At 71.1% G+C, this 15,254-nt stretch carries 16 protein-coding genes and 1 pseudogene; 10 read left to right on the forward strand and 7 right to left on the reverse strand.

The window, feature by feature from the left end:
• Positions 1-52: 52 nt before the first annotated feature.
• From ACFUJ1_RS27410 to ACFUJ1_RS27420, 3 genes are all read left to right on the forward strand, one after another.
• On the forward strand, positions 53-667 hold the full coding sequence (locus tag ACFUJ1_RS27410) for a 5-formyltetrahydrofolate cyclo-ligase (protein WP_378650014.1): 615 nt from the start codon (positions 53-55) through the stop codon (positions 665-667).
• Between the two features lie 80 nt (positions 668-747).
• Positions 748-1,080, forward strand: a complete 333-nt coding sequence (locus tag ACFUJ1_RS27415) for an FmdB family zinc ribbon protein (RefSeq protein ID WP_378650015.1) — start codon at positions 748-750, stop codon at positions 1,078-1,080.
• A 122-nt stretch (positions 1,081-1,202) separates the two neighbouring features.
• Positions 1,203-1,889 (forward strand): SAF domain-containing protein, encoded by a 687-nt coding sequence (locus tag ACFUJ1_RS27420; protein ID WP_378650016.1) that lies wholly within the window; start codon positions 1,203-1,205, stop codon positions 1,887-1,889.
• Positions 1,890-1,969: 80 nt separating this feature from the next.
• Here ACFUJ1_RS27420 and ACFUJ1_RS27425 read toward each other — a convergent pair whose 3' ends face one another.
• The 7 genes from ACFUJ1_RS27425 to ACFUJ1_RS27455 all read right to left on the reverse strand — a co-directional run bounded on the left by ACFUJ1_RS27425 (position 1,970) and on the right by ACFUJ1_RS27455 (position 8,604).
• Positions 1,970-2,647 carry an MspA family porin gene (locus ACFUJ1_RS27425; RefSeq protein WP_378650017.1) on the reverse strand — a complete coding sequence of 226 codons (678 nt, stop codon included), beginning with the start codon at positions 2,645-2,647 and terminating at the stop codon, positions 1,970-1,972.
• 63 nt (positions 2,648-2,710) lie between these two features.
• Positions 2,711-3,385 carry an MspA family porin gene (locus ACFUJ1_RS27430; RefSeq protein WP_378650018.1) on the reverse strand — a complete coding sequence of 225 codons (675 nt, stop codon included), beginning with the start codon at positions 3,383-3,385 and terminating at the stop codon, positions 2,711-2,713.
• Positions 3,386-3,941: 556 nt separating this feature from the next.
• Complete coding sequence (locus tag ACFUJ1_RS27435; protein WP_233021016.1) at positions 3,942-4,124, reverse strand: hypothetical protein; 183 nt, start codon at positions 4,122-4,124, stop codon at positions 3,942-3,944.
• On the reverse strand, positions 4,124-4,681 hold the full coding sequence (locus ACFUJ1_RS27440; protein WP_233020514.1) for a molybdenum cofactor biosynthesis protein B: 558 nt from the start codon (positions 4,679-4,681) through the stop codon (positions 4,124-4,126). The genes ACFUJ1_RS27435 and ACFUJ1_RS27440 overlap by 1 nt, the downstream gene beginning before the upstream one ends.
• On the reverse strand, positions 4,678-6,345 hold the full coding sequence (locus ACFUJ1_RS27445; protein WP_378650019.1) for a S1C family serine protease: 1,668 nt from the start codon (positions 6,343-6,345) through the stop codon (positions 4,678-4,680). Before ACFUJ1_RS27445 ends, ACFUJ1_RS27440 begins: the two co-directional genes overlap by 4 nt.
• A gap of 88 nt (positions 6,346-6,433) precedes the next feature.
• Complete coding sequence (locus tag ACFUJ1_RS27450) at positions 6,434-7,828, reverse strand: ATP-binding protein (protein ID WP_378650028.1); 1,395 nt, start codon at positions 7,826-7,828, stop codon at positions 6,434-6,436.
• 89 nt (positions 7,829-7,917) lie between these two features.
• On the reverse strand, positions 7,918-8,604 hold the full coding sequence (locus ACFUJ1_RS27455; RefSeq protein WP_233020515.1) for a response regulator transcription factor: 687 nt from the start codon (positions 8,602-8,604) through the stop codon (positions 7,918-7,920).
• Between the two features lie 378 nt (positions 8,605-8,982).
• Between ACFUJ1_RS27455 and ACFUJ1_RS27460 the strand changes: the two genes are divergently transcribed.
• The 7 genes and pseudogenes from ACFUJ1_RS27460 to ACFUJ1_RS27490 all read left to right on the forward strand — a co-directional run.
• Entirely contained in the window at positions 8,983-11,889 is a 2,907-nt protein-coding gene (locus ACFUJ1_RS27460) for an ATP-binding protein (protein WP_378650020.1), read from the forward strand.
• Positions 11,886-12,293 (forward strand): roadblock/LC7 domain-containing protein, encoded by a 408-nt coding sequence (locus ACFUJ1_RS27465; RefSeq protein ID WP_233020517.1) that lies wholly within the window; start codon positions 11,886-11,888, stop codon positions 12,291-12,293. Before ACFUJ1_RS27460 ends, ACFUJ1_RS27465 begins: the two co-directional genes overlap by 4 nt.
• A gap of 7 nt (positions 12,294-12,300) precedes the next feature.
• A complete protein-coding gene (locus tag ACFUJ1_RS27470; RefSeq protein WP_233020518.1) occupies positions 12,301-12,675 on the forward strand; it encodes a DUF742 domain-containing protein in 375 nt (124 codons plus the stop codon).
• Between the two features lie 22 nt (positions 12,676-12,697).
• Positions 12,698-13,315 (forward strand): ATP/GTP-binding protein, encoded by a 618-nt coding sequence (locus ACFUJ1_RS27475; protein ID WP_378610476.1) that lies wholly within the window; start codon positions 12,698-12,700, stop codon positions 13,313-13,315.
• The gene (locus ACFUJ1_RS27480; protein WP_378650021.1) at positions 13,308-14,111 is read left to right on the forward strand and encodes an MHYT domain-containing protein; all 804 of its coding nucleotides are present in this window, start codon (positions 13,308-13,310) and stop codon (positions 14,109-14,111) included. Before ACFUJ1_RS27475 ends, ACFUJ1_RS27480 begins: the two co-directional genes overlap by 8 nt.
• Before the next feature lie 33 nt (positions 14,112-14,144).
• Positions 14,145-14,522, forward strand: coding sequence for a hypothetical protein (locus tag ACFUJ1_RS27485; RefSeq protein ID WP_378650022.1), 378 nt, complete (start codon positions 14,145-14,147; stop codon positions 14,520-14,522).
• Between the two features lie 388 nt (positions 14,523-14,910).
• A pseudogene (locus ACFUJ1_RS27490) lies at positions 14,911-15,102 on the forward strand (hypothetical protein); the annotation flags it as partial.
• Between the last annotated feature and the right edge of the window lie 152 nt (positions 15,103-15,254).

Below are 15,254 nucleotides of genomic sequence, written 5' to 3' on the forward strand. Positions count from 1 at the left end.
CGGGTCCGCCGCTGCGGCGACCAGCCATTCCGCTGAGCCTATGGTGACCTTCATGGAGATGCCCGCTGAGCGCGGAAAACATGCATGGCGCGATGACATCCTGGCCGGCCGGAACCGGCTCTCCACCGCCGACCACGATGCCGAGGCACTGGCGCTCGCCGAGACGATAACCACACTTCTGTCCGTGCCGGTCGGTCCCGGCCCCGCCACGGTGGCCGCCTACGTCCCGGTGCGGGGCGAGCCGGGCGACCTCCGCATGCTCGACGCGCTGACCGGGGCCGGTGCGACCGTGCTGCTGCCCGTCACCGGCGAGCCGGGCCCGCTGAGCTGGGCCGTCTACACCGGTGCCGAGCACCTGGTACGCCGCCGCTTCGGACTCCGCGAGCCGGGCGGACCGGTGCTGCCGCCCGCGGCGCTGGCCGAGGCCGATGTGATCCTCGTCCCCGCCCTCGCCGTCGACCGCCGCGGCGTCCGGCTCGGCCGCGGCGCGGGCTACTACGACCGCTCCCTCGACCTGGCGTCGCCCGCGGCCCGGCTCATCGCGGTGGTCCGGGATGCGGAACTCGTGCCCGCATTGCCCGAGGAGCCGCACGACCGCCGGATGGGATGGGCCTTGACACCGAACGCCGGTTTCACGCCGCTCGGCGCCGCCGGGGGCCCTTCCTGACCCGGGAATGCGGAACCGATTGGCAACGTTGGCAGTGTCGGCGGTAGAGTGCTAGATCGACACAGCCCCGGAGGATCTCGATGCCTACTTATTCGTACGCGTGCACCCAGTGTGACAATCGGTTCGACATCGTCCAGTCCTTCAGCGACGACTCGCTGACCGAGTGCCCCGAGTGCAGCGGCAGGCTGCGCAAGCTCTTCAACTCCGTCGGCATCGTCTTCAAGGGCAGCGGCTTCTACCGCACCGACAGCCGGGGTGGCTCCACCACCGCGAGCGACCCCGCGAAGGCCGATTCGAGCTCGTCCAGCTCCGATTCGTCGTCGAGCACGAGCACTGCTCCGGCGGCCTCTTCTCCGTCGACATCGGCTTCCTCCTCGGGTTCGTCGAGCACGAGTACTGCTGTCGCGAGCTGATCGTAGGTCTCGGGCCGGTGCCGAAAGCGCCGGCCGAGCCGAGTTGTCCACAGCGTCATCGCTATCCACAGGGGCCGGTTCGAGCCGGTTCCCGGCCGGTGCCCGGCTCCTAGGCTTCGGCCATGCCTCGCACCGATTCCGCACTCCGCCGCTCCACGCTCGGCTCCGAGAGCCGGGTGCTCGACGCGTTCCGCAACCGCCCGCCCTGGCTCGACGGCATCCTCGCCCGGCGCTTGCTCGCCGGTTTGCTGGCGCTGCTCGCGGGGGCGCTCTTCCTCCGGGGTGACCCGGGTGCCGCCCGCACCGAAATCCTGGTCGCGAGCCGTGACATCGCTCCCGGCAGCCTGCTGACCGACACCGACCTGCGCGCCGCCGCGCACCCATCGGGCACGCTGCCGGATGGCGTGGTGCGCGACTCGGCCGACCTCCTGGGTGCCACCCTCACCGGTGCCATGCGGGCAGGCGAGGTCTTCACCGATGTACGCACCGTGAATCCCCGGCTGGCCGGGGTCGCGACCGGTTCCCCCGATGCCAGGATCGTGCCGCTGCGGCTCGCCGATTCGGCGGTCGCCGACATCCTGCGGGCGGGTGACCGGGTGGATGTCATCGGCGCGGCGAGTGACGGCGCGGGCCGGGAATCCGACCGTCCGCCGCGCACCCTCGCCACCGACGCGGCCGTGGTGCTGGTCTCGGCGGCCGGGGATGGCAGGGGCGCGGAGCGGGTGGTGCTGGTCGCCATGGACACCGGTCACGCCACCGCGGTGGCCGCGGCTTCGCTGAGCAGCGCGCTCACGGTGGTGTTCCATTGACCGCCGGGCTCGGGGAACGCGAAGGCGGGCCCGTCGCCGAAGCGACGGACCCGCCGGTGATCACGAGGATCGGAGTGCGATCAGCCGATGCTGAAGGGCTGACCCCACAGGGTGACGACCGAGTGCACATTCTCGGTCTCCACCTTGACCCGCACGAAGGCGCGCGCCTGGGCGTAGCCGCCACAGCCGCTCAGCCCGATGGTGGAATCGGCCCAGGTCACCGAGCCGTCGTTGCCCTTGAACGAGTTGTTGGTCGCGTGATCCTCGTCGCCGTAGTCATCCGGCTTCTCGATATCGAGAACGTAGAACGAGGTCGCCTGGCCGGGGCCGAGCGACAGGGCGCCGCCGCCCTCACCACCGACGTTGCCGGTGCCGCCACCGTTTCCGTCGCTCTCGATGCTGCCGGAGAGGCCGCCCTCGACACCGCCACCGGCGATGTTGACCTGGCAGCCGACGACGTAGCCCGGGTAGATCTTGCCGCCGACGTCCTCGCCACCGGCGATCGACACCTGCGCGGAGCCGGAGACCCACGCGTTGCGGTGCACCGGGGTGGAGCCCAGCGACGGGCTGATGTTGGCCGACTCGCCGACCAGGCTGACCGTCACCACGGTGCCGTCGGACAGCGTCTTGGTGATGGTGCCGCCCGGCAGGGCGACGAAGGTATCGGCGTTGGCGGCGCCGGTGGAGAACAGGCCCATGGCGACCGTGGCGGCGGCACCTACGCCTGCCACCCGCGCCAAGTTCTTACGGTTGATCATCTGTGTTGCCCCTCGAGGGTCGTATTCGCGTCAGCGAGAAGAAGAATCGGGAAGAGGTCGAGATCAGCCGATGCTGAACGGCAGGCCGTACAGGCTGGTCTTCGAGTAGTTGTCGCCGATGATCTCGACGACGCTGTAGGCGCGGGCCTGCGCGTAACCGCCGCAGCCCTGGATCTCGATCTCCACATCCTGGTACTCCACCGAGTACACACCCGGCTTCAGGATGTCCTTCGCTTCGATCTGCACGAACTTGACCTCACCGGGGCCGAGGTCGAGGCCGATCGAGCCCCCGATGGAGCCCGACGAGAGGTCGAGCCCCGCCGAGAGCCCCGCCGCGATGGCGTCGTCGGCGATGGAGACCTGGCAGCCGACGATGTAGCCGGTGTTGACCTGCGACGCACCGTGCGTCGAGGAGTTGTTGCTGCCCGGCCCGTCGGCGGGGCCGTTGAACGGGCCCACCTCGCCCTCGGGGGTGACGGTGACGTCGGCGGTGGTGGTACCCGACACCCAGACCGTCCGGCCTGCGCCGTTGGCCGCCAGCGACGGCGACACGATCGCGGTCTCGGCGGTGCGGGTCAGGGTGACGCCCGGGCCCAGCTTCTGGCCGTCCGGCAACGGCACGAAGGTGTCGGCGTTGGCGGCGCCGGTCGAAAGCAGGCCCATGGCAACGGCCGCGGCAGCGCCGACGCCTGCTACGCGGGCACCGCGGCGCAGACCGTTGATGCGGTTCTCGCTCATACTTCCCCTCATCAGGTTCGAACAGGCAGCTCGACCATCGAGACTGCACGTGGTCCTCTCAGGCCCAGCTCAGTTTGTCGCCCCTTTGTTGCCGTCATGTAACCGACTGTTATTTCGGCGCAACGCCCCGGTCTGGTCGATCGGAACAGGGATACACCCCGACGAGGCGTCCACTCCAGGTCGGACCCGGAGTGAACGACGCCCGAAACGGACGGATCCCATAGGGCATGTTAAGCGGGGGGAAACCGAACCGCGCGGCCAGATTTCGTAAAGATCACTGTGATGCATGTCATATGCCATCCGCCGCAGCCGAGTGATCGACGTGCACGAACACGGGGTGTGACCGACGGGATCGCGGTCGGTAAGAGTGCAAATCGCTACTACCCGATGGCATCGATGAAGTGCGGAAAGCGGCATACGAGCTGCGGCACGCCATTCACTTATCGGTTATCGAAGTTCCGGCCGGAAGGGTTGCGCGCGGTGCCGCGCAACCGGTCGGGGCGCAGTGACACCGGACCGAATGTCAAGGCGGAGTTACCAAAAGCGGGAAGGGGGCTCAACCGTGGTGCGGTGGCACCTGGGAGCGCAGCCAGTGGTCGCCGGAGTCGTCTCGGCGTTCGTCGTCGCCGCGTTCGTCGCGGGTGGTCTCCGGCAGTGCGTCGCCGAAGATGCGGGCCAGACGCGCCGCGTCCCCCGCCCGATGCGGGCGGGGGACGTCGGTGGCGTCGCCGGTGGGAATTACTCCGCCAACCCGGAGAGCTCGTCGACCACGCGGCTGGCGAGCGGGCTGAGCGTGGCCATGCCGTCGCGGACGGCGGCACGGGTGCCCGCCAGGTTCACCACGAGGGTGCTGCCGGAGACGCCGGCCAGGCCGCGGGAGAGCACCGCGTCGAGCGAGCCTGCCACCCGGCCGGAGGAGCGCAGCGCCTCGCTGATGCCGGGCAGCTCCCGGTCGAGCACCTGCGAGGTGGCCTCGGGGGTGACATCGCGCGGCGACATGCCGGTGCCGCCGACCGAGATCACCAGGTCGACGCCGCCGATGACCGCGGTGTTCAGCGCATTGCGGATCTCCACCTCGTCGGCCTGCACCGAGACCGAGGCGTCGACGAGGAACCCCGCCTCGGTGAGCAGTTCGGTGACCAGGGGGCCGATCGAATCTTCGGCGCCGTGCGCCGTGCGATCGTCGACGACAACCACCAGTGCCCGCCCCGCCACAGGAGCATCGATTTCCATGGTGCTCACCGTAGCGCCAAGCGGCGACAGCCCCACCGATCCCCCGGGCAGCACGCGGATCATCGGCCCGCCTCCGCCGGTGCGGCGTCCAGCGTCACCTGGACGGTCTTCGGGTTGTTGCCCTGTTCGTCGGTGTAGGTCACCGTCACCTTGTCTCCTGGTTGGTGGGAGCGGACCGCGGCGATCAGCGCGTCACCGGAATCGATGACCCGATCGTCGACCTTCGTGACGACCGCACCGGCCGGGATCCCCGCCTTCGCGGCAGGCCCGTCCTGGGTCGCTTCGAGCACCTGTGCCCTGGTGTCCTGCGGGCGCAGCTTGATGCCGATCTGGGCGTAGGTGGCCCGGCCGGTCTTGGTCAGCTGGTCGGCGACCCGGCGGGCCTGGTCGACCGGGATGGCGAAGCCGAGGCCGATCGAGCCGCTCTGCTGGCCGCCGGTCTCGCCGCCGAGGGTGGCGATGGCGGTGTTGATGCCGATGAGCTTGCCCTCGCCGTCGACGAGCGCGCCACCGGAGTTGCCCGGGTTGATCGCGGCATCGGTCTGCACCGCGTCGATCACCGGGTTGACGCCGGGGGCGGTGCCGGAGCCGCTGGTCGAGACCGGGCGGTTGAGCGAGGAGACGATGCCGGTGGTGACGGTGCCCGCGAGGCCGAGCGGGGAGCCGATCGCGATCACCGGCTGGCCGACCTGGAGCTCGCCGGAGTTGCCCAGCTCGATCGGGGTGAGGCCGGTCTTGCCGTCGGCCTTGATGACCGCGAGGTCGGAGACCGGGTCGGCGCCGACGATGGTCGCCGGTGCGGTGGAGCCGTCGCTGAAGACGACCTCCATCCTGGCGCCGGTGCCGCCGCCGGTGGCGACGTGATTGTTGGTCAGGATCAGGCCGTCCGAGGAGAGCACGACGCCGGAGCCCTCACCCTCGGCGCGGTTGCTCGCCACCTTGATCATCACGACGCTGGGCAGCACCTTCTGGGCCACCGCCTGAATCGAGCCGGAGGGGGCGTTGGAGACCGTGTTCACGTTCGGTTTCGGGGCGTCGAGCGCGTTGGCGACGCTCGAGGTGGTGTCGCGGTCGACCGCGACGGCGCCGACCACGCCGCCGATGCCGCCGCTCACCAGGGCGAGGGCGAGAGCGCCCGCGACCAGCGCGGTGCGCCGCGGGCGCCTGGCCGGGCCGGGATCCGACGGGCCGCCGCCGTAGGCGGGCGGAAGGGCGCCCGGCGGGACCGGGCCGCCCGGCTGGGGGTAACCGGGGCCGGGGCCGTAGGGGGCCGGGATCGACCCGGTAGCCGGGCCTGCCCCCGGCTCGTACCGCCCCTGCGTCTCGTGCGCGCCCGAGCCGAAGCCCTGGTGCGCGCCGAACACGCTGGTCGCGTGCTCGGGCCCGCCCGGACCGAAGCCACCGGCTCCCGTATCGGCTCCGCGCCCGCCGTCCGACCCGCCGAAGACGCTCGCCTCCCGATCCGGACCGAGACCCCCGTGCCGCGCACCGAAAGTGTCGGTCCCCCGCTCGGCCCCAGGAGCGTGCGGCGCACCGAAGGCGCCGGTCCCCTGCTCGGACCCGGGAGCGTGCGGCGCGCCGAACCCGCCCGGCCCCGGCGGGTTGTACCCGCCCTGCGGTCCGTAGGGCCCCGGCGCCCACGGCGAACCCGGCCCGGGTGGCGGCGGGGTCGGGTGCGTGGCACCCGCGGGCTGCTCTCCCGCGCGGCGCTGGTTTTCCTCGGTCACGGCGAATCCTCGTTGCTCGGCTGGTGGTCCTGCTCGTAGTACCCCCCAGCCTGCTGATCACGACTGAGAACGGACTGAGACGGCGCTATCAGTTCCCCGAGAGCTGCTCGGGCCTGCCCCCCTCGCCGGGGAGCACGATGCGGATGAGCGCGCCGCCGCGCTCGGAGGCATCGACGGTGATGGTGCCGCCGTGCTTGGTCACCACCTGCTTGACGATGGCGAGGCCGAGCCCGGAGCCGGGCATCGAGCGGGAGGCGGTGGTCCGGTAGAAGCGCTCGAACACCAGCTCGTGCTCCGCGGGCGGGATGCCGGGGCCCGCGTCGTCGACGGCGAGCTCGAGCAGGTTGCGGCTCACCTCGCGCATGGTGACCAGGACCCGGGCCCCGCCCGGGCTCCACTTGGCGGCGTTGTCGAGGACGTTGAGCACGGCGCGCTCCAGCCCGGCCTCGTGGCCGTAGACGAACCAGGGCCGCAGCTCGGCGACGAATTCGATGGCGCCGCGCCTGCGCCGGGCGCGCTCCAGCGCGCGCTCGGTGACCTCGCCCATGTCGACCCGCTCGTAGACGGTCTCCGGCGCGTCCTCGCGGGCCAGGTCCACCAGGTCGCCGACCAGGGTGGAGAGCTCCTCGATCTGCCCCATGACGTCGGCGCGCAGCTCGGCCATGTCCTCCTCGGGCAGCCGGGGCGCGCCCGGGCGGCTGGAGGCGATGAGCAGCTCCATGTTGGTGCGCAGCGAGGTGAGCGGGGTGCGCAGCTCGTGGCCGGCGTCGGCGACCAGCCTGCGCTGCCGGTCCCTCGACTCGGTGAGCGCGCGCAGCATGGTGTTGAAGCTCTCGGTGAGCCGGGCCAGTTCGTCGTCGCCGGTGACCTGGATCGGGGTGAGGTCGTCGGTGCGGGCGACCCGCTCGGTGGCGGCGGTGAGCCGGGCGATCGGCCGCAGGCCGGTACGGCCGACCGCGGTGCCCGCCGCGGCGGCGAGCACGACGCCGCAGCCGCCGACCACGAACATGAGCCAGGCGAGCCGGTCGAGCACCTCCCTGGTCGGCTCCAGCCGCTGCGAGACCACCAGTGTCGCGCCGGAGTTGGTGCGGCGGGCGAGCACCCGCTGGTTGTCGACAGTGCGCAGGGAGAACTCGCGCTGCCCGGCGGCCACCGCCATCTCGTCGGCGCCGACCGGCGGGTTGGTCGGCTGCGGGGGGACGTACTGCTTGTCGTCGGCGAAGATCAGCGCGACGCCGACGTCGTTGGAGTAGAGCCCGGCCAGGATGATCGAGTAGAAGCCGAGGCTGTCGAAGTTGTTGTCGATGAGCGTGGCGGCGCGGGCGCGCAGCTGCGAGTCGACGTCGGCGTAGAGCGAGCGGGCGACCATGGCGTAGGCGGCGATCGAGGCGAGCGCGACCGCGATGGCGACCACCGAGGCGGCGAGCAGGGTGACCCGCCAGCGCAGCGAGACCGAGCGGGTCAGCGGGGTCGGCGGGCGCATCTCCGGCGGCAGCGGCTCCGGCGCGCGGTGCTCGGGGCGGGGCGGGTTGCCGAGGGTCGCGATCACCGGCCGCCTGGTGCTGCCGCGGGTCACGGCGGCGTCTCGCGGAGCACGTAGCCGACTCCGCGCACGGTGTGGATGAGCCGCGGCTCGCCCTCGGCCTCGGTCTTGCGGCGCAGGTAGCCGATGTAGACCTCGAGCGCGTTGCCCGAGGTCGGGAAGTCGTAGCCCCAGACCTCCTCCAGGATCCGGCTGCGGGTGAGCACCCGGCGCGGGTTCGCCATCAGCATCTCCAGCAGCGAGAACTCGGTGCGGGTGAGGCTGATCGATCTGGTGTCCCTGGTCACCTCCCTGGTCACCGGATCCAGCGACAGATCCGCGAACGACAGGGTCTCGGAGGCCTCGCCGGGAGCGGTCCCGGTCCGGCGCAGGAGGGCGCGCAGCCGGGCGAGCAATTCCTCGAGCGCGAACGGCTTCGGCAAATAGTCGTCGGCGCCCGCGTCAAGTCCCGCGACGCGTTCGGAAACGGAATCCCGCGCCGTCAAAACCAGAATCGGAAGGTCGTCTCCGGTACTGCGCAGCCTGCGGCATACCTCCAGACCGTCCAGGCGTGGCATCATCACATCCAGCACCAGCGCATCGGGGCGCTGGGCGGTCGTCTTCTCCAGTGCGTCGACCCCGTCGACCGCCAGATCCACGGTGTAGCCGTTGAAGGTCAGCGACCGGCGCAACGATTCGCGAACGGCGCGGTCGTCGTCGACTACCAGAATCCGCATGTGACCAGTGTGGCCCTGCCGACTGAGAGCCGACTGAGAGGGTGCGTCCGACACGCCGTGACGCGACTCGCCGGGGATCTCGGCGGATCCATCTCGGAACGATCACGGTCCGGTTACCGACGGTGACCAGCGCCTTTTATCCGAAGTCGCCGAAGTGCTTCCGGGCGGACGGGCCGAAAGCCCCGAAAGGCGTTCTGTGACGCCATATTCGAGAAAAACATACTGAGTACCCCAGATTGCTCACACTCACGCAGCGCGGTATGTTCACCGCGGTAAAAAGAAGACCCTTCGTTGGTTCTGTGATGCGGGTTGATCCACATCCGACGAGCAGCCACGCGCCGCCGGGGGTCACTCGTGAAGCGGAGGCGACGGAAGCGGATGGAAGCTGCACCGCGATCCTGGCAATTCAGCCTGTCGAACTGGTCCGTCACCCGCAAGGTGGGGATCGTTCTGGTGCTGCCGGTACTGCTGGCGACCGTGTTCGCGGTTCTGCGTATCAACAACGAGTTGCGCACCATGGAGCAACTCCACGCAGCGACCGAACAAGCGATCATCATCCGGCCGGTCGTCCGGTACGGCACGGCCACCGAGCAACTCGCCATCGCGGCGTCCTCCTCCTGGGGGAACATCGCGGATCCGGCGACCGCGGCCGCGCTGACCAGGTTCGACCAGGCGCTCGCCGAACTCGAGGTCGCGATGCAGACCACCGAGGTCAGCGGGAAGGTGACCGCGGAGCTCGCCTCCGCGGTGGCCACCGGGTCGACCATGCGCAACAGCCTGCGCAACGGCTCGCCCGCCATGGTCGGTGAGCAGGCCGACGAGATCGCGGCCAGGATCGGCAACGCGCTGGCCCGCTCGCCCTCGGTCGACGACCTGGTGATCCAGCGGTACTTCCTGCAGCTCGGCGCGATCCAGTCGGCGCGCCGCACGCTCACCCAGCAGCAACTGCTGATCGGCATGCCGGACGCCGCGCGCAACAACCCCGGCGTGCAGGCCAAGGTGCTCATCTCGGCGGGCGCCGAGATGACCATGATCGCGACCTACTCGCTGATCCTGCCGGAGAACGCCGGGAACCTGCGGCCGCTGATGGACGCGGTGCAGACCCGGCTCGCCGCCTTCAGCCAGAGCGTCGGCGACCCGGCGGCCAACCCGGTCGTCGCGGATTCGCTGCGGGCGAGCACCGACACCTACGCCGTCACCACCGACGAGCTGATGGAGATCATCGACGGGTCGCTGGCGTCCAGGACGGTGGACGCGCAGGCGGGCGCGCTGCGCGAGGCAAGCATCGTGATCGGCACGCTGCTCGCGGGCCTGGCGCTTGCGCTCTCGGTGGCCCGCACGCTGGTGGTCCCGGTGCGCAGGCTGCGGCGCGACGCGCTCGAGGTCGCGCACGTCAAGCTGCCGGACGAGCTCGCTGTGGTGCGCGCGGGCGGCGCGACCCCGCGGATCACCCCGGTCGGCGTGCACAGCACCGACGAGATCGGCCAGCTGGCCCGCGCGGTGGACGAGATCCACGAGCAGGCGCTCGCGCTCGCCGCCGAGCAGGCCCGGCTCCGGGTGCAGATCGGCAACATGTTCGAGACGCTCTCCCGGCGCAGCCAGTCGCTGGTGGAGCAGCAGCTCACCCTGATCGAGGAGCTGGAGCACGACGAGGACGACGGCGAGCGGCTGCAGGCCCTCTTCCGCCTCGACCACCTCGCCACCCGCATGCGCCGCAACGGCGACAACCTGCTCGTGCTCGCGGGCACCCAGCTGCGCCGCGGCCAGCTGAACGGCGTTCCGCTCTCGGACATGCTGTGGAGCGCGGTTTCCCAGGTGGAGGATTACCAGCGGGTGGAGATCGGCTCGGTGCCGGAGGGCGTCGTGCCTGGCGAGCCCGCGGTCGACATCGAGCACCTGCTCGCCGAGCTGATCGACAACGCGCTGCGCTACTCCCCGCCGACCACCGCGGTCGCGGTGATGGTCGCCCGCGCGGTGGACGGCGGCTACCTGATCGAGATCACCGACCGCGGTCTCGGCATGGCCTCCGAGGATCTGCAGGCCACCAACGAGCGGCTGGCCTCCGGCGGTGAGGTCAACGTCGAGACCGCGCGCCGGATGGGGCTCTTCGTGGTGGGCAGGCTGGCCAAGCGGCACACCATCACGGTGAGCCTGCGGCGTACCTCGACCATGGCCCAGCAGCCCGGCATCACGGCCAGCGTGCACCTGCCGGGTGCGCTGGTCGCGCCGCAGCTGGACCACACCGACCCGAGCGGCAAGCAGCTCGGCGGTGCGCGGGACGACGGCTTCGGCTCCGCGCCGACCCGCAACCTGGTCCCGGTGCCGAGCCTGCCCCAGCGCGAGACCGCGAGCAGCGGCTTCGGCACCACCACCAACGGGCTGCCGCAGCGCCGCCCGGCGATGCGGGTGGCGGACGCGCCGGAGCAGCCGAGCATCTCGGTGCCCGGCCGCGGCGACCGCGGCGGCGCCGACCGGCCGCGCACCGGGTTCGGCTCGGACGAGCCGTCCCGGCCGTCGACCGGCGGCTTCCCGGTGGTCGACCCGAACAACCCGCCCACCGGCACCGACCTGTGGGCGGAGAACAAGGACGACCCGGCCGACGACGGCGACTTCGACCGGTTCACCAGCCGCTCCGGGCTTCCGGTGCGCAGGCCGGGCGAGCACGCGCCCGCCGCGGTCCGGCTGGACAGCACCGACCGGTCCGATCGCGCGGCGCAGCCCTCGGCGCGCGACGACCGGCGGCCCGAGCCCGCCGAGACCGGCGAGACCGGCGAGCAGCCTGCCGCTGCCCGCCGCCCGGTGCCGGATTACGACGGACCGGAGTACGCCACCCAGGCGTACCGCCCGTTCGACCGGCCCGCGCACACCGGCGAGCAGCAGCGGGTCCGCCGCGCGGAGGAGACCGGCGACGGGCGCGAGCAGACCGGCTCGTCCCGGCTGCAGCCCATCGCCGGGGAGTCACCGACCCCGATCTACCAGCGCATGGTCTCGGAGTGGCTGGTCGAACCGGCATCGTCGGAGGCGGCTCCCGGCTCCTGGTCGTCGCCCGCCGACGCGGGTTGGTCCGCGGCGGCCGACGCGAGCAAGCCGACCACCTCCTCGCGCACCGCGGGCGGGCTGCCCATCCGCAGGCCGGGCGCGCAGCTGGTTCCCGGCGGGCTCGCCCAGGCGGAGGAGCAGGGTGACCGCGACCCTGAGGAGATCCGCACCAACCTCACCAGGCATCTCAGCGGAGTCCGCAGTGGGCGGGCCAATGTGCAGTACAACGACGGAGGGCTTGCATGACCAACGCCAACAGCACCACGGACGAGAACTTGAACTGGCTGGTCGCACGATTCACCCGGGACATCCCCGGCGTCTCGCACGCCGTCCTGGTGTCGGCCGACGGCCTGCTGCAGGCGACGAGCCCGCACCTGCCGTCGGACCGGGCCGAGCAGCTGGCGGCCGTCACCGCCGGGCTGGCGAGCCTCGCCGCCGGTGCCGCGCAGCTGTTCGACGGCGGTAAGGTGATGCAGTCGATCGTCGAGATGCAGCGCGGGTACCTCCTGGTAATGAGCGTCGGAAACGGCTCGCACCTGGCAGTTCTCGCCAATAAATCGCACGATATCGGCCGCATCGGGTACGAGATGGCCTTGCTCGTCGACCGGGTCGGCAGTGTCGTGTCGGCGACCGCGCGGACCGCCGTCTGAATTTGCCATGTCCAGCCCGCACGGCTCCGGACCGTATCGACCCCCCACTCGCGTTCGGCCCTACGCTCTGACCTCGGGGCGGACCGAGCCCGCGGTGGACCTGCCGCTCGAAGCGGTGATCGAAACCCTGTCGCACAACGCGCATCTCGACTGGCCGTCCGGTGACATCCGTACCGAGATCCTGCGTCTCGGAACGCACCGGTTGTCCGTCGCCGAGATCGCCGCACATCTGGACCGCCCGCTGGGTATGGTCCGGGTGGTGATCGGCGATCTCGTCGTGGACGGCGCCATGCGCATGCACATCACACTGACCGAACAGACGAGCTTCAGCGAGCGCCGTACCCTGATGGAGAGGACATTGCGTGGACTCCGCGCCCTTTAGGAAACAAGGGCCCGAAAGCAAGATCGGGCCCGAAGGCAGCACCGGGCCCGATGATGCCGATACCAGGACCGCGTCCACCAAGATCGTGGTGGCGGGCGGGTTCGGCGCAGGGAAGACGACGTTCGTCGGCGCGGTGTCCGAAATCGTGCCGTTGCGCACCGAGGCCATGGTCACCCAGTTCTCGGACGGCATCGACGATCTCGCCGACACTCCGCAGAAGGAGACCACCACGGTCGCCATGGATTTCGGGCGGATCATCCTGCCGGGCAACCTCACGCTGTACCTGTTCGGCACGCCCGGCCAGCGCCGGTTCTGGTTCATGTGGGACGACCTGATCCGCGGCGCGATCGGCGCCGTCGTCCTGATCGATACCCGCAGGCTGGAGGACAGCTTCGCCGCGGTCGACTTCTTCGAGGCGCGCGGGCTGCCCTTCCTGATCGCGGTGAACCGCTTCCCGCACGCGCCGCGCTTCCCGATCGCCGAACTGCGCGAAGCGCTCTCGGTGCGCGAGGGAGTGCCGATCGTCGACATCGACGCCCGCAACGCGGTCGAGGTGCGGCAGGCGCTCGCCGCGGTGACCGAGTACGCCATCGCGGAGCTCAAGTCGCAGGAACTGGAAGGGGCCGCTCGGCATGGGTGAGCCGCAACTGCTGGCGAGCGGAGGCACCGAGGTCGACCTGTTCGTCCTCGGGCCCTGGATCGCCGGGCTCTCCGTCGCCATCTCGGTGCTCGGCGCGCTCGTCGGGTTCGCCTGCATCGTGCACAGCGTGCGCTCGGCCCGGTTCCGGCTGGTCTGGCTGACCGCGGCCGCCGTCTCGATCGGCGGCATCGGCATCTGGCTCGCCACCTCGGTCACGCTGCTCGGGCTGGATGTCTCGAGCACCGTGCTCCGCTACGACCTGGCCTACCAGATCGCCGCGCTCGTCGTCGCCTTCGCGACGGTACTGATCGGGCTGCTGCTGCTCGGCCGCTCGTTCCGGCTGCCGCTGCTGCTCGCGGGCGGGCTCGTCATGGGGCTCGGCACCGCGACCACGCTGTACCTGAGCCTCGGCTCGATCAGCGTGCAGGGCAAAGTGGACATCTCGCCGTGGCCGGCCGCGCTGGCCGCCGTGGTGGCGGTGCTGGTGTGCGGCGGCGCGCTGTGGTCGTTCCAGTCGCTGCGCGGCGGGCCCGCCCGGGCCGCGACCACGCTGCTCTTCGGCCTCGGCATCGCCGGGGTGTACTACCTCGGCCTCTCGGCGCTGGAGTTCGAGGTCGATCCGACCGCGACGGCGCCGGACGGCATGGAGCTGTTCGACTTCGTGTTCCCGATGTTCGTGGTCGGGCTGCTCTCGCTGACCATTCCGATCAGCGCGGTGCTGATCGCGCCGGATCGCCGTGCGCTGGCCGCGACCGCGCCCGCGCCGCGTCCGGAGCACCTCGAACCCGCGCGCTGACCGGCTCGCGCGGCGACCAGGAGGGAGCGGGGCGTGACCCCGGAACAGGAAGCCGTGCTGCGCGAGATCCGGCGGCAGCTGCGCGTCCCCGAGCCCGCCGGGCTCGGGGAGCCCGATGCCACGCTGGCGGGGGCGGTGGCCGCGATCCGGGCCGACACCTCGGCGCTGCGCGAGCAGGCGGAGGCGCTGCGCGGCCAGATCGTGGCACTGCGGACCGAGATCAGTGAGCTGGAGGCAACGACCGCCGATCTCTCGGCGGAGCTGCGCGGGCTGATCGAGCGGCGGCTGCCGTTCCCGCTGTCGCTGCTGGAGGGGCCGGCGGCGGCGCTGGTGGGGCGGTTGGAATCGCTGCTGCCGGCTCGGCCTGCCGAACTCGCCGCGCCTACCGAAGGACCGGAACGTCACCCCTGAAACGGGGTGGAAATCCGCTGGTGGAGTTTGGCGATGAGCGGGTTCCCTTGGGGCACCGGCTAAACCGGACCTTCGAGGAACCCGCCCTCCCGCACGAGGGTACCGGTGCGGATCGGTGAAATCCACTCATTCGGCAGGACTTTTATAGGGGTCCAAACCAACCTGTGGTCTGGACCACGCTCTGCCGCAAACTTTCCGCATCGCCGATCGAAACATCGGGAAAGGTCCGGCGGGTCAGGGGGATCGCGGCGCGTTTGCCCACCGGGCCCACTCTGTCGAGGGTCCTTGCGCTGGATCACACCGCGCGTTCCCGGTCCGGCGCGCGCGAAACCGGGCTATTGTCGGCGCGCACGACGCATCCGGGTTCGTTCCTTCGAAGGAGTTCCGCATGGCTGTCACCGTCACGCTCGACAAGGCCCTCGACAAGGCGTTCGAGGAGAAGTCGCTGCAGGAGATTCTCGCCGCCCCGCCCTCGGCGTTCGCCGGGCTCACCGAGGCGGCGGATCAGAAGCTGCTGGACGCGCTGAAGATCAAGACGATCGCCGATCTCGGGAACAACAAGTACTTCCGCCTCGCGGCGGGGGGGGGGGGGCGCGCCCGCACCCCGGGCCCCGGGGGGGCGGGGGCGCCCCCCCCCCGCGCCCGGGTCCGGCGCTGGGTCGGGGCGGTGCTCGCCCAGGCCGAGGCGGAGTCGGCGGCCGCCACGCTCGCCGTCCTCTGGAACGCGGCGGG

It is taken from the genome of Nocardia sp. NPDC057227 (genome assembly GCF_042669725.1).
GTDB lineage: Bacteria > Actinomycetota > Actinomycetes > Mycobacteriales > Mycobacteriaceae > Nocardia > Nocardia asteroides_A.

Excerpts from the sequence above, each read along its gene's own strand:
- ACFUJ1_RS27460 (WP_378650020.1), top strand. The coding sequence starts at position 8,983 with ATGGAAGCTGCACCGCGATCCTGGCAATTCAGCCTGTCGAACTGGTCC.
- ACFUJ1_RS27455 (WP_233020515.1), bottom strand. The coding sequence starts at position 8,604 with ATGCGGATTCTGGTAGTCGACGACGACCGCGCCGTTCGCGAATCGTTG.
- ACFUJ1_RS27425 (WP_378650017.1), bottom strand. The coding sequence starts at position 2,647 with ATGATCAACCGTAAGAACTTGGCGCGGGTGGCAGGCGTAGGTGCCGCC.
- ACFUJ1_RS27465 (WP_233020517.1), top strand. The coding sequence starts at position 11,886 with ATGACCAACGCCAACAGCACCACGGACGAGAACTTGAACTGGCTGGTC.
- ACFUJ1_RS27410 (WP_378650014.1), top strand. The coding sequence starts at position 53 with ATGGAGATGCCCGCTGAGCGCGGAAAACATGCATGGCGCGATGACATC.
- ACFUJ1_RS27470 (WP_233020518.1), top strand. The coding sequence starts at position 12,301 with ATGTCCAGCCCGCACGGCTCCGGACCGTATCGACCCCCCACTCGCGTT.
- ACFUJ1_RS27450 (WP_378650028.1), bottom strand. The coding sequence starts at position 7,828 with ATGCGCCCGCCGACCCCGCTGACCCGCTCGGTCTCGCTGCGCTGGCGG.
- ACFUJ1_RS27420 (WP_378650016.1), top strand. The coding sequence starts at position 1,203 with ATGCCTCGCACCGATTCCGCACTCCGCCGCTCCACGCTCGGCTCCGAG.
- ACFUJ1_RS27430 (WP_378650018.1), bottom strand. The coding sequence starts at position 3,385 with ATGAGCGAGAACCGCATCAACGGTCTGCGCCGCGGTGCCCGCGTAGCA.
- ACFUJ1_RS27415 (WP_378650015.1), top strand. The coding sequence starts at position 748 with ATGCCTACTTATTCGTACGCGTGCACCCAGTGTGACAATCGGTTCGAC.
- ACFUJ1_RS27440 (WP_233020514.1), bottom strand. The coding sequence starts at position 4,681 with ATGATCCGCGTGCTGCCCGGGGGATCGGTGGGGCTGTCGCCGCTTGGC.
- ACFUJ1_RS27480 (WP_378650021.1), top strand. The coding sequence starts at position 13,308 with ATGGGTGAGCCGCAACTGCTGGCGAGCGGAGGCACCGAGGTCGACCTG.